The sequence below is a fragment of the Nodosilinea sp. FACHB-131 genome (genome assembly GCF_014695395.1).
Taxonomy (GTDB): domain Bacteria; phylum Cyanobacteriota; class Cyanobacteriia; order Phormidesmidales; family Phormidesmidaceae; genus Nodosilinea.
The window spans coordinates 172,171-184,779 of record NZ_JACJOF010000027.1 but is presented as its reverse complement, the minus strand read 5'-3'; the positions used below and the strand labels follow the sequence as shown (position 1 = coordinate 184,779).

At 56.3% G+C, this 12,609-nt stretch carries 13 protein-coding genes; 2 read left to right on the top strand and 11 right to left on the bottom strand.

Features of this window, described 5'->3' with window-relative positions; all coding sequences use genetic code 11:
• Positions 1-56: 56 nt before the first annotated feature.
• From H6F75_RS17265 to H6F75_RS17230, 8 genes are all read right to left on the bottom strand, one after another.
• Positions 57-1,379, bottom strand: a complete 1,323-nt coding sequence (locus H6F75_RS17265) for a DUF58 domain-containing protein (RefSeq protein WP_190753695.1) — start codon at positions 1,377-1,379, stop codon at positions 57-59.
• On the bottom strand, positions 1,379-2,341 hold the full coding sequence (locus H6F75_RS17260) for a MoxR family ATPase (protein ID WP_190753694.1): 963 nt from the start codon (positions 2,339-2,341) through the stop codon (positions 1,379-1,381). The genes H6F75_RS17265 and H6F75_RS17260 overlap by 1 nt, the downstream gene beginning before the upstream one ends.
• Positions 2,338-3,525, bottom strand: coding sequence for a DUF4350 domain-containing protein (locus H6F75_RS17255; protein WP_190753693.1), 1,188 nt, complete (start codon positions 3,523-3,525; stop codon positions 2,338-2,340). The genes H6F75_RS17260 and H6F75_RS17255 overlap by 4 nt, the downstream gene beginning before the upstream one ends.
• On the bottom strand, positions 3,522-4,115 hold the full coding sequence (locus H6F75_RS17250; protein ID WP_190753692.1) for a DUF4129 domain-containing protein: 594 nt from the start codon (positions 4,113-4,115) through the stop codon (positions 3,522-3,524). Before H6F75_RS17250 ends, H6F75_RS17255 begins: the two co-directional genes overlap by 4 nt.
• Positions 4,116-4,185: 70 nt before the next feature.
• Positions 4,186-4,824 carry a methyltransferase domain-containing protein gene (locus H6F75_RS17245; protein ID WP_190753691.1) on the bottom strand — a complete coding sequence of 213 codons (639 nt, stop codon included), beginning with the start codon at positions 4,822-4,824 and terminating at the stop codon, positions 4,186-4,188.
• A gap of 57 nt (positions 4,825-4,881) precedes the next feature.
• Positions 4,882-5,994, bottom strand: coding sequence for a cytochrome P450 (locus tag H6F75_RS17240; protein WP_190753690.1), 1,113 nt, complete (start codon positions 5,992-5,994; stop codon positions 4,882-4,884).
• A 107-nt stretch (positions 5,995-6,101) separates the two neighbouring features.
• Positions 6,102-6,557 carry a small multi-drug export protein gene (locus tag H6F75_RS17235; protein WP_190753689.1) on the bottom strand — a complete coding sequence of 152 codons (456 nt, stop codon included), beginning with the start codon at positions 6,555-6,557 and terminating at the stop codon, positions 6,102-6,104.
• A gap of 187 nt (positions 6,558-6,744) precedes the next feature.
• Positions 6,745-7,179, bottom strand: coding sequence for a DUF5367 family protein (locus H6F75_RS17230; protein WP_190753688.1), 435 nt, complete (start codon positions 7,177-7,179; stop codon positions 6,745-6,747).
• Between the two features lie 81 nt (positions 7,180-7,260).
• On the opposite strand from H6F75_RS17230, the gene H6F75_RS17225 reads away from it, so the two are divergent.
• Together H6F75_RS17225 and H6F75_RS17220 are read left to right on the top strand one after the other, a co-directional pair.
• Positions 7,261-7,824 (top strand): TetR/AcrR family transcriptional regulator, encoded by a 564-nt coding sequence (locus H6F75_RS17225; protein WP_190753687.1) that lies wholly within the window; start codon positions 7,261-7,263, stop codon positions 7,822-7,824.
• Between the two features lie 74 nt (positions 7,825-7,898).
• Positions 7,899-9,746 carry a tetratricopeptide repeat protein gene (locus H6F75_RS17220; RefSeq protein WP_190753686.1) on the top strand — a complete coding sequence of 616 codons (1,848 nt, stop codon included), beginning with the start codon at positions 7,899-7,901 and terminating at the stop codon, positions 9,744-9,746.
• 2 nt (positions 9,747-9,748) lie between these two features.
• Here H6F75_RS17220 and H6F75_RS17215 read toward each other — a convergent pair whose 3' ends face one another.
• The 3 genes from H6F75_RS17215 to H6F75_RS17205 all read right to left on the bottom strand — a co-directional run bounded on the left by H6F75_RS17215 (position 9,749) and on the right by H6F75_RS17205 (position 12,320).
• On the bottom strand, positions 9,749-11,125 hold the full coding sequence (locus H6F75_RS17215) for a hypothetical protein (RefSeq protein WP_190753685.1): 1,377 nt from the start codon (positions 11,123-11,125) through the stop codon (positions 9,749-9,751).
• 298 nt (positions 11,126-11,423) lie between these two features.
• A complete protein-coding gene (locus tag H6F75_RS17210) occupies positions 11,424-12,050 on the bottom strand; it encodes a trimeric intracellular cation channel family protein (protein WP_190753684.1) in 627 nt (208 codons plus the stop codon).
• Between the two features lie 48 nt (positions 12,051-12,098).
• A complete protein-coding gene (locus tag H6F75_RS17205) occupies positions 12,099-12,320 on the bottom strand; it encodes a hypothetical protein (protein ID WP_190753683.1) in 222 nt (73 codons plus the stop codon).
• Positions 12,321-12,609: the final 289 nt, after the last annotated feature.

Below are 12,609 nucleotides of genomic sequence, written 5' to 3'. Positions count from 1 at the left end.
GCGTTGAGCTAGATGTCGGTGCGCCCTACGTGAGTTTTTGGAAGTTTAGATAGGTCTTATAGCTTGCCCTGGCTCTTAATGCGCAGATAGCTCTCGACCAGCGGATCGGAAATTTGGTGAGCTGGGGCATCGAGCACCAGCACCCCACGCCGTTTCAGGCGAGCAAAGGCGGCCTCGCGCTGACCGAGCAGATCCAAGGCAACAGCCCGCTGGTAGGCGGCATCGACTTCGGCGGTGGGCTGCTGGGCCTGGCGATCGATCGCTGGATCCCGCAACGTAATACAGAAGGGCAGGTGTCGCGGGCGCAGGCGGGCTAGGGCCGAGAGCAGTTCGGCGCTGGCGGTTTCATCCACAATGTCGGTGATCAGCACCACCAGGGAGCGGCGGTGCTGCTGCTGGGCGGCGTGGGTGGCGGCAGCCGGATAATCCGATTCTTCGAGCACGGGCTGGATGGGGGTGAGGCGATCGATCATCTGCTGAAAGTTGGCCTGCCCTCCCTTGGGAGGAATCCAGGTATGGAGAGTGCGATCGAACACGCCTAAGCCGACGCGATCGCCCCGGCTCACCCCCGCCAAAGCCAGCGACAGCGCCGCATTCATGCCCCAGTCGAAGCGGTTGAGTCCTTGCACCTGGGCGGTCATCAAGCGTCCGCGATCTAAAAGGATCAGTAACGTTTGTTCGCGTTCCGGTTCCAGCACTCGCACTAGAGGCTGGCTGAGGCGGGCGGTTGCCTTCCAGTCGATGAAGCGGGGGTCGTCGCCAGTGCCGTACTCGCGCAGCTCGGCAAATTCGGTGCCTACGCCCATGCGCCGCTTTTGCTTCAGGGTGCCGGTAGCCTGGAGGGCGAGCTTGACGGAGAGCTGATTCAGACCAATTAGATCGGGGTAGACGGCGACGGTTTCGGCGGCGGGTACTGTCCAGTCAGCCCAAGCCAGCCCTAAGGGACTGCGCTGCTGGATCTGGAGGTCACCCCAAGGATATTTGCCCCGCTGCTTTGGGTTGACGGTAAAGGTGAGGGTTTCAGGTTCCTTGCCGCTGAGGGAGATCTCTAGGGGCATGGAGGTGCCGTCAAAGGCGGTGGGATAGTTGTCGAACAGGCGCAGGCGAACGGGGGTGGAGGATTCCCCATGTAAAGAGATGGGATTGTCGCGTCCGATTGACAGGCGGTGGAGCGGATCTCGCTTGATCGTCGCCCGCCGGGTTTTGACTCGCAACCCATCCCAAACCATCACGGCAAGCACTGCACAATCGAACAGCAGCAGGGCCAGGAGGGCAACGGTGAGTTGGTTGGGGGTGTCGAAAAAGTTGGTCAGCAGGGTGACGACGAGCCCGCTCCCTAGCAACAGTCCATAGGTTCGTCCGGTAGGGATAATCGCCATTAGCGGGGTACCGCTACGCTGTCGAGCACGCCCTGGATGACGCGATCGCAGGTCAACCCATCTAATTGGGCCTCGGCCCCAAGGATCAGCCGATGGCGCAGCAAGGGCATGGCCACAGCCTTGACATTGTCGGGTGTGACGAATTCTTGCCCATTGATCCAGGCGTGGGCTTTGCTGGCGGCCAGCCACTGCACGGTGGAGCGAGGGGAGGTGCCCAGCTCCAGGTCAGCGTGCTGGCGGGTTTTGTGGGCCAGGGCCAGCAGGTAGTCAATGATGTTTTCCTGCACGGTCACGGCTTTGACGGCCTGACGGGCGGCGAGAATGTGGTTGGCGGCGGCGATTGGTTTGAGCTGGCCAATATCCAGCCGTTTGGCCTCAAATCCGGCCTGGGCATTGAGCAGCATTTGTTTTTCTGCCGCTGGGGCCGGGTAGCCGACCACGAGCTTAAAGAGAAAGCGATCGAGCTGGGCTTCGGGCAGGGGATAGGTGCCCTCAAACTCCAGCGGGTTCTGGGTGGCCACAACCCAAAACAGGTTGGGTAAAGGATGGCTGGTGCCATCCAGCGTCACCTGCTGTTCTTCCATGGCCTCGAGCAGGGCCGACTGGGTTTTGGGCGGAGTGCGGTTGATCTCATCCGCCAAAAGGACTTGGGTGAAAACTGGGCCTTTTTTGAGGGTGAAGGTGCGGCTGGTGAGGTCAAAGACGTTGGTGCCCGAAATATCCGACGGCAGAATGTCGGGGGTGAGCTGGATGCGGCCAAAGTCGGCCTGGATCAGCCGCGACAGGGCGCGCACCATCAGGGTTTTGCCGGTGCCGGGCACTCCTTCAAGAATGACGTGGCCCCCCGCCAGCAGGGCCACCAACAGCTCCTGCACCAGGGGTTCTTGCCCTACCACCACGCCGCTGAGGGTTTTGCCGATGCGTGCGATCGCCGCCTGTAGGTCAGTTTGTCGCTCGGTCATGGCCCGCTAGTGTCTCCTGTGGTGTTGCCGGGGTAATGAAGGGATTGTACCCGCTTGAGCCAGTCGCGCAGCTGACTTTCGCCCTTGAGGGTAGGAGGATTCAGAATCGTCGCCAAATCGGTGGTGGGCAGGTTCGTTTGGGCATTCCAAGCCGCTTGCAGTTGCTCTACCGGCAGCAGCGTATTGCCCAGCCCCAGCGCTTTTTGCAGTCGGAGCCGCTCGGCCTGACTCAGGGTCTGCACCACAAAGTCGTGGCTGCCCGCCTTGTGCAGCACCCCAGCCAGCGCCTGAATGTAGGCTCGGCTGTTGTCTACTGGGGCAGCTAGTAGGGTTCGCCGCTGACCCAGTCTGTGGTTAAAGGCCAGCAGCGCTAGCAGTGTTACCGCCAGGGCTTGAAGCACCACAATGGCCAGGGGGGTACGAGCCAGGTAGTTGAGCCAGCTAGCGTCGTCGCGGCCGACCTCTGAGGCGATCGCCTCCTCATCCCGGTAGCCATGCAGGTACTCATCGACCCACACCCGCCCGCCCGCGCTGGTTACCAGCTCTGTCGCTAGGGCAAAGTTTCCTGGCTGGTTGGCGTAGGCGTTAGCGGCCAGGTGGGGCGTGGCCACCATCGTCACCTGGCCCGACCCAAAGGCCTGCTGCCAGACCACTGCCCCATACTCGTCTTCTAGGGCGACGCCCAGCTTTGGCCCCTGGCTGTAGCGACGGCGAGTGTCAATTTTGACCTGGCCGGCTTCGCTGGTCAGGGTTTGGGAGAATGGGGCAGCTGTCGCCGGAAACTTAACGCCCAGTACCACCAGCCGATGACCGGCTTCTATCCAGTCGGGCATCCAGGGCAGCAGGGCCGATAGACCGGGCTCGTCAATAAACCCCGGCAGTACGGCTACCAGGGTTTCGGGGATGGCCGACTGATTTTGAATTAGGGTGACGGTGGCCTCCTCAGCCTCCCCAAGCTGCTCGATCAAATCCTCCACTGGGCGCTGCCAGCGCTGCACGGTAATGCCCTGCTGCTCTAGGGAGTTGTACCAGGCGCTATAGCCTGCCGGGCCTCGGTGCCAGGTCGAGCCACTATCTGAACGGCTGGTGGCAGGGGCGCTGACGATCATCAGGCTCAGCAGCAGCGCCAGGGCCAGCAAGGCCAAAATTAACCTGCGGCGGTTGAAGGGGAGCGATCGCGTCACGACTGGGCGATCTCCTGGTAGGCGCGGCGGCAGCGCTGGTAGGTTTCCTCCGTTGCCAAGGCTTCGCCGTAGGTGATGCGCTCGTGGGTGCGAATCAGCAGTTCGTAGGGGCGGCTGGGGTCAGCAGCGATGCAGTCAAGGTATTCGCCATCGGTGCGGCTGGCGCGGTAGAGCACCCGCTCGGTCTCGTTGAGCCGCGCTAAACCCGCCATATAGAGAGCCTGGCAGGCTCCAGCGTAGTTGCCCTGCTGGGCCAGCCGCTGGGCCTCACGCCACCAGTGAGCTGCCTGCTTGAGGGCGGCTTCGGTGGGGGTCGAGAACTGGGTCGCGCTTGATTTAACCTGCCGCTGTCGATAGTCGAGGTAGGCCAGAATAGCGCGGTAGAGCAGCCAGCCTGTCCAGAGAGCCAGGGCGGCGATCGCCAGCCAAAATAGCCCCTCGGCCAACGGGCCGAGCCAGCCCCAATTGGGCACCTCGGGCTGGTCAATATCGACCTGAGAAAACTGGTACTCAAACCATTCCCCCACGTTCTGCCCTCCCTGGCGCATTTGCCAGGCGAGAGAATCGGTGCGGTGGGTGAGGTCGGCCATTGTGGGAGTCAGTCAAAGCTGGCCCCATTATGGCTCAGGAGCCCAGGCGAATCACCGGCTGGTTCAATATTTAGAGCGCAGCTACCCCGCTAGTGCAAAACACGCTATTGGGTGAGTTGGCCTGGCTCGCCACTGTGCCGACGGCGGTGAACTCTGCTGTTGTCAAAAGAGCTTCGACTTGGGCGACCTCATAGGCGGTGAACCCGTGCTGGGTTAGCCCCTGGTCTTCTAAGTAATTCTTTGACGCGTAGCCAATCACCAAGCGTCCGCCGGGTTTGAGTACGCGCCGACATTCGCTCAGCACCTGGGGCGCGTTGGCCCAAAAATATAGAGTGTTGACGGTGCAAACCTGGCTGAACTGCTGATCGGCAAAGGGTAATGCCTCGGCGCTGGCTTGGTGAAGCTCGACCATGCCCTGGCTAATTAGGGTTTGGAAACGCCGCTTACAGATCTCCATGGCGTCGGGCGATCGCTCTACCCCCACCACCTGCGACGGTTTGCCTGTCGCCACCAGTTTGTGCATCAGGTCGCCGCCGCCGAACCCGATTTCGAGCATGCGATCGCCCGGCTGAAGCTGTAAAGTCTCTAGAACTAAGTCGTTGAGAGCGGCATTGCGGCGATTGAGAAACTTCAGCAAGAGCCGCCCAAACCATCCCGACGGATCGCCCAACTGTCGGGCCAGAAACGGCCTGAAGGAATTAATTCCCATAGTTTTGCTCTAAATAGAAGAGTGGAACGGTTCTGTCGCTAATCGTTAGGTTTTTGATTAAAACAACACTGGCAAAGATTTGACGCTATGGACTTCGATGGAGGGAATAAACTCCAGTTCTCTATCAGGCACAATGCGAAGATTGGGCAGCCGTTCTAGCACTGCGCTTAGAACAATTTTGGCCTCCAATCTAGCCAACGGCGCACCTAAACAAAAGTGAATGCCATTGCCAAAGGCCAGGTGAGGGTTGGGATCGCGATCGATTACAAACGCGTCGGCGTGCTCAAACTGGGCCTCGTCTCGATTGGCCGCACCCATCCAAACGGTGACCATTTTCCCGGCTGGAATGGTCTGCCCATGGAGCTGAGTCTCAACCTGAGTGAACCGTGCCATAGCCTGCACTGGCGATCGATAGCGTAAGACTTCTTCGATCGCCAGCGGCAGAAGTTGAGGATCTTGCTTGAGCTGTATGAAGGCCTCTGGATAGTCGTTAAAACAGAGCACCGCGTTACCCAATAAATTGGTCGTGGTCTCGTTGCCGCCCACGAGCAGCACGATACAAAAATCTACGAGTTCTTGGGCTGAGAGGGTCTCGCCTGCTTCGTGGGCGGCAATTAAATCGCTGATCAAATCTTGGCCTGGATGTTGGCGGCGCTCGGCTAGCAGGTGCCGAAAGTAGTCGGCCATAGCGGTTAATGCTGCTTGATCGTAGACCACAATGCCGTCTGACCAGCGTTTGAAATCGCCGCGATCGCCCACCGGCACGCCCAAAATCTCAGCAATCACAATCACCGGCAGCGGAATCGCTAAACCGTGCATAAAATCCATCTCACCCTGATGCTGAACCGCGTCAATCAACTCGTGGGTAATTTGCGCAATGCGGGGAGCTAGGGACTCTACTCGTCGAGCGGTAAAGACCTGGCCTACAAGCGATCGCAGTGTTCTATGCTTCGGCGGGTCAGTAAAATTTAGGCTTTCAGTGAAGTCAGTTTGCTCCGGCGGCTGCGGAATTTTGGATGAAAACGTTTTCCAGTCAGAAAATACTGGCTTAACATCGTCGTAGCGAAACACCATCCAACTTTGGTGCTCTGGGTCGTAAAAAACCGGCGTATCGCGGCGCATCTCGGCATACCACGCAAAGGGATTGCGAAAAAGTTCAGAATTTTGCATGACACATCTCCTAAATATCTAAAAATTTGCAGGACAAATCGAGCCAGCTAAAAGCGGCAGCCTCAAACAGCGATTTTGGAGCTAAACCCTAGGGGTGATGCTCAGAATTAAGGGGCAGAGAACCAGCTCATGCCGGTGGTGATGGCAACGGCTGTCGCAACGCCGTACAGCGTGATGCCAATGAGTGAAAAGACTAAAAGTTGCCGGGGTGCAATGCCAGTAAGTGGGCCAACAATGGCCACTGTCCAGCTTCCTAAAAGGGGCGTCATGGCAATGAGAAACCAGGCACCGTAGCGCTTAAAAGGCTCTCTAACTCGCTGCCCGCCGCGTTTCTCTAAGCGCAAGAGCCAAGCGCGCAGCTGAGGAATCTGCATGAGGCGATCGTAGCCCCACAGCAGGAGTGGAATAGGCGCAAAATTGCCCAGCACTCCCCAAAATACCGCTGAAACCGCGTCTAACCCCAGAGCCATACCCGCCGCAACGGCTGCATAAACTTCTGCGTAGGGAAAGAACCCTACTGACCACGTCGTCAGCGCTTTAGTGACGTATTCTATCGTTGGCATGGCGGTCATTTGAGATGGGATGGTAAGGCATTGAATTGTTAGGACTGATGGAAAGGGGAGACTTGCTCAACAGAAGGGTGCGGTAGGGGCATTACACTGCAATGCCCCTACCAAGGGTCGCATGGCAAACAGCATCCTGCCGAGACGAGCAGTTGGTCTAGCGCAACAGTGCGGGGGCAAGCGATGGTCAAAAACCGGCCTTAGAGGGCGTTGGCGAAGCCTCTCTGGAGGAGAATCGCATTCCCCGAGCTGTCATAAACCAAGCAAAGCCCAACAAGATTGAGTACCCAGCAAATAAGAACGCGGCGTAGCGCCCAGCGGTTTCAGGCTGCATGTTGCTCATCAGTCCAGCAAACCCAGCCAAAATGGGAATTTCTCCTAGCATTCCAGGCAGCGCGATGCAAACTGCGCCCTGTAACCAGTCTCTGGCTTCGATGCGCCGCCACCGCATCAGCCCGACAAAGACCAGCGTGTATAGCCCGCCCGTGCTGGCAACGTTGAGCCAATATTCCATCATCGAGCGCTCAAAGAAAATCGAGCCCACCTGCCGATAGGCCACTGTAGCCGCAGCCCAAATGCCAAATCCAACCAACACAAGGCTCAAGCGATCTTTTGTGTTCATGGGGATTACCTATGAAACGATGTTAACGTAATAGCTATTACGTTAATAGTAAATGTAATAGCTATTACGTTAACTGTCAACATGAGTCGACCGACCGAACCCCAAAAGAAAGCTGAGCTGCTCGAAAAGTGCCTGGAGGTGGCCCTTGAGACGGGCGAGCTGGACTCTAGCATTAACGCGATCGCCAAGCGCATCGGTACTAGCGGGCGTATGCTGGTCTACCACTTTGGCTCGAAGCAAGAGCTAGAGCGCCAGGTAATCGCTCGGCTAGAGGTGCGTCTGCGCGCCCAGTTGCTGTCGCTGCAAAACACAGCCGTAGCAGACACCGATACCGTTGCTGAGTCTCTGCTGGCGATGTGGCGGCAATTTACCACCCCAGAGATGCAGGGCTGGCTGAAGCTGACAATGGATCTCAACCTGCGGGCCATGCGAGGCGATACCGAAACTCAGCAGTTTCTAGAGCGCGAAACCCAGCAGTGGGTCGAGGCGCTGACGGCGCTGACGGGGAATGAAGCGGTGGCGCGATCGCTGTTTCACCTATTTCAAGGGGCCACCCTCGACTTTCTGACCACCGGCAACGCCCAGCGCGGCGAGCAGAGCGTCAAGGCATTTTTAGAGGGAATGCGATCGCCCAACATTCACTAACCCCTTTTAACGCTCAACTGCGCCAACTGGCCCAATACGATACTCTTTTAAGGTGAAAAGGTAGCGTATCTGCAATGGACCCTCCTCAGCCTCGCCCTCGGCCGTCGTTAGAGCAGCTGATTGACGCCTACGAGTCTGCCATTGCCATGCTTGAAGGTATGGCTGTTGACGAGGCGACCACTGAGGTATCGCATCAGCTAGTGATGGACGCCCTGCTGGCAAGGGATGCGGTAGAAAAAGTTCGCCAAGATGATGAGAAATCTGCCGCCAGCCCTTTGCCCACGGGAGTGTATGCCCGGCTAATCAGGCTAGATCAGCGGCTGAAAAGTAAGACAGACTTGATTGCAGCCCACGGCGATTTAGAGAGTTCTCGGCAGAGTATTAACCCCAATTCCCAAGCTTGGTGGTGGTTTTTAACCCCTGCTCCTCAGGCTGCCAAACAGCACGACCAAGACCGCTTTGACTGGGTTTGGAATGGTCTAACTGTGGTTTTTTTGGTCACTGCGACCAGCTTTGCAACTAGCACTGCGAAAGCCTTTTCAATTCAAGGCTTTGATGTGCTGGGGTTGTTTAGCAGTTTTATTCAGGGGGCGGGTTTAGCCTTTGTCGCTGGCGGAGCCTTTACTGATAAAGGGCAACGGGTGGTGCAAAATGCCTTGCGAAGCGTCAATATTCCCAGCTATCACCATGCCGAAGCAACCTGTCTGCTGTCGGCAAGCCTGTTAACAATGTCGTTTTTGGGCTACTCAAACCTATACCGACTCGGCAATTTGTACTACGTTTGGGGCCAGGGAGAGCGCGATCGCGGTGATAATATCTCCGCCTTTCAAACCTTCCAAAAAGTCTTAGACTTTGCCCCCAACAAAAAAGAAGCCTACTCTGCGCTGGGCCAGGTCGCCGAGAAAATGGGCCGTTTAGACGAAGCTGCTACTTACTATGAACAGGGGCTAGCCCTGTCCGATCCTTCTTCCGCACTGGGGATGGCGCGGTTGGTACTAATCAATACCCTTAAAGAAAGCGGTTGGGCAGCACCCATGGACAACCAAAAAGTTCGCGAAGTCGAATTTTATCTGGAGCTTGCCTCTCAATTTAACTTGGGGTTTGATAAAGCCGGCAACCCAGTGGAAGTGGTCGATGTCGTCATCGATCAGCAAACCCACTATGGGCTGCTAGAACTGGCTAAAATAGACTTCCAGAGCATCAGCTCTAGCCCACCTGTCAATGCCTTAACGGCGGAGCAAAAGCAATCGATTCGAAAAACCCAAACTCACCTCAGGCAGGCGCTCACTTATTTTCAAAAGGCCCATTGGGAGGAGTCGATCACTATAGCCACCCAACGACCAGAGGATGCGGAAAACCTTCTAGAACTGACTCGACAGCATTCTCGGTGGGTACGTGATCTCAGCGCTTCCGCAATAGACCCTCGGCTATCTGAAGATGAGGAAAAACTGCTGAGCCACGCCGTTGACCAAGCATCTAACGGGCTCAACTTAAGCCCAGAGTTCACCGAACTCACTCAAACTTTTTCCTATGGAGAACGAACTTATCTCATTGATAGATTTGTTAGCAGCCTACCTGCCGCTCATCAAGAAAAACTGAAGGAAAATCTAGCCCTAGATCTTGGCAAGCCGAGATGCTATATCGCCATTATATTTCTAATCGATTTTGCCATTGATGACTATTTAGCTACTGGGGCAAAAGGGGATGCTAACCGGCTCGATCTGCTGCGATCGCGGCAGCAGTTTAGCGATCGCGAATGCGGCAATACCGAAGTTATGGCAGAGCCTTTTCTCCAGACTCAGCACGCCTCTGCTCCGCCCCTCAACCGGCTTGACCTCTACACCCTCAGCATTCACGAAAAATCATTGATCAGTGAACTACTGAGCGTTCCAGAACCCCTGTTCTCAGGCGCTGACGAATAGCATCAGGCTGGCCGTCGCCAGGTTCGCCACCAGGGCCGCTGAGGAGTGGCATTGCGGCGGCGTGCGGGTTGACATACTCGGCTATCTGCCGACGATAGGCAAACCTCTGACTTGCTCCGCGATAGCTGCTTCACCGTGCGCAAGGCTTGAGGTGGCGCTGCGATCGCAGGCTGACTAGCATCTCTGCTGGCCTGTCCCTCAATGCCATATACCAGGGTGTTGTTGACGAGACTACAAAGATTGATGCCGGGCCACAGAACCGGCTCTAAGTGATCTGCCCGGTTTGGGTTGATAAATACGGCACGAACATCATGAATGCACTGGCGAGTGGTGTCTACAAAGGCGACTTGATCAGCTTCGCCGGGGGCAATGGCGCGAGATTCCAGTCGGTTATAGCCCCAGGAGGTGCTTTGGGGTGAGGCAATGTAAATTTCTTGAAGCACTAAATTTTTGTCTGTGGTGCTTTGGTCAGTGGCATTGGCAATGGTGATGCGGCGCGGCTCGCCCTGTTGGGGTTGGCCAAAGACAATTTTGTCCTGATCACACAAATTGACGCCCAGCTGCTTTTCCTGTTGGCCATTGGCAAAGGTGGCGGTGACGTCATATCGCTGAATGGCGACACAGCTTAGATCAGCCGTGTCCGTCAAAATCCAGGCTTCAGTTTGGGGTCGAATGACGTAGCTGCCCAGCAGACCCACTTGCCTGAGAAACCGCTCATCGCAGGTGTCATCGGTACAGTCTCTCGATGATTCAACGCGGGTGCTTCTGCCTGCGCTCAGGCTGTCACCGCCCGCTGATTCGGGGTCAACATCGCCGTTGATTAGCGCCATTTCGTATAGGGCTTCATAGCAGACCCTGCGCACAGCTGGCGAGCTAAATTGTTCGCACAGGGCAGCCTGTAAATCTCCGCCGTCAGAATTTTGCTCGGCTGCAGAATTAGGTTCTTGACCCTCTGGCGTCGCTGGGCTTTGCTCGGTAGAAGGTGCTAGCCGACTCATGCTGGCGCCCTCAATGAGAATTTCTTGAAGGTCACTCGTGGTGCCATTAAACACGACTAATTTGCCGCCCTCGCTCTCGGGAGAAAACAGGGTATAGGTACCGCCGTCGATGGTGCAGACGTTGATATTGTAATCAGCTACGGATTCGCCGTCGCTAAACACGCTTAGGAAATCGTAGTCGCAGTTGCCTGGCGATCGCTGAAATAACAAAGAACCGCTGGGCCCAACTGCCTCTCCCCTCAGCCGATTGGGGCCAAAATTGAGCTGGCCAGAGGGCACTGCGTACAGTCCAACCAGCGACTTTTGGGTTTGATTGACAATTTCGACCCCAGACTCCTGACTAACCGCTGAGTTACTTAGCAATAGTGTTGCAGGAGCCAAGACTATTGCTGAAAAAACGCAGGACAATTGTTGCTTATTCATAAATTGCTGTGCACCCTAAGCCGATCGATAGCTGTTTCAAACATACAAGCCCGTAGCGGTTTAGGCGATCGCAGCGGCTATGAATTAATACTATTTACAGGAGCTGAGCTTAGTGAATGGTATCTGTTGAGAGCTGTCTAAACAGATCGCCAGCCCAGGAAAACCCCTGATTTCCAGTTCTGTACCCGAAATTTCTGCCCAATTTTATCAAGTGGTAATGCTGAGTGGCTGGACTACAGAAGATCAGCATTAAAGGCTAAGATTTTTCCTTGTTGAGATCGATTTTGAGGGTGAGCCGCAGGGGCAAAAATAGCTGCCAGCGAATAGCGATCGCGCGGATGCCAAAAATTGTCCCCATCGCGATCAATCGGCAGAAGGGCGAAGGCATCAGGTGCAGCAGCCCCACGTAGAGTATGCCGCCCAGCACAATGGGGGTCGCATACAGTTCCCGCGACAGCAGCAGCGTCGGCCGATGGGTCACCACGTCGCGAATAATTCCCCCGGCAATGCTGGTGATCAGCCCCATCACCACCGCCACCACCGCCGAATGCCCAAATGCTAGGGTTTTGTCGATCGCCTGCACCGCAAATAAAGCCACACCCATGGCATCTAAATACGACAGCAGGCGCAGCGGCAGCTTGAGAATGAAGCGAATGCCTAGAAATGTGGCAAACGACGCACCCATGGCCACCCAAAAAGCCGTCAAATCTTCTAGCCAAAACACTGGCACATCGAGAATCACATCCCGTAGGGTGCCGCCGCCGATCGCCGTTAGTAGCCCCACCACCACAATGCTAAAGATGTCGAGGCGCTGCCGAGCCGCTGACAGCACCCCAGAGATGGCAAATACTGCCACCCCCGCCTGGGCCAGAACATATTCCATGGGGTTCTCCAACGCGGTCGCTTCTCGCCAAGCGAGAAGCTCTGCTGATTATCCCCTACTGCCCCGGTCGGGCTCGGCCCCGAGAGAATGGTGAATGAAAAGCCGCCCGGCAGCGATCGCCTCCTCGCTGCTAGGGTAAGTTTCGCCGTCATTGAGCACGGCCATCTCTGGGTTAATCACCCAGCAGCGGTAGCCCAAACCCTGGTGATAAGTCACCCCAGCCACCCAGCCAGGGAATACCGAAACATGAATTAAACGACTGTTATCCATCGGTATTGACCCCTTCAGCCTGTCATGCGACGCCTATAAAACCCTAATCTGTGCGCTCCGCTCAGCAAAACCCACACGTCAGCCCACCGCTGACTGATCTATCAGAGGCAGTCTAATTTGGTTCAAGTGTACTATAATAAATAAGCGAAGACAACGGACTTGCAGCCAAAGTCATGGCCCAATTTCACTACAACTTTCCCCTTGGGGCGACTACCCTTCTAGGCTGAAGTGGGGTTTACTAAGGTCATCTTCCTGGCCCTCGCCTCAGGCTCACTTCGTTCCGCTCACC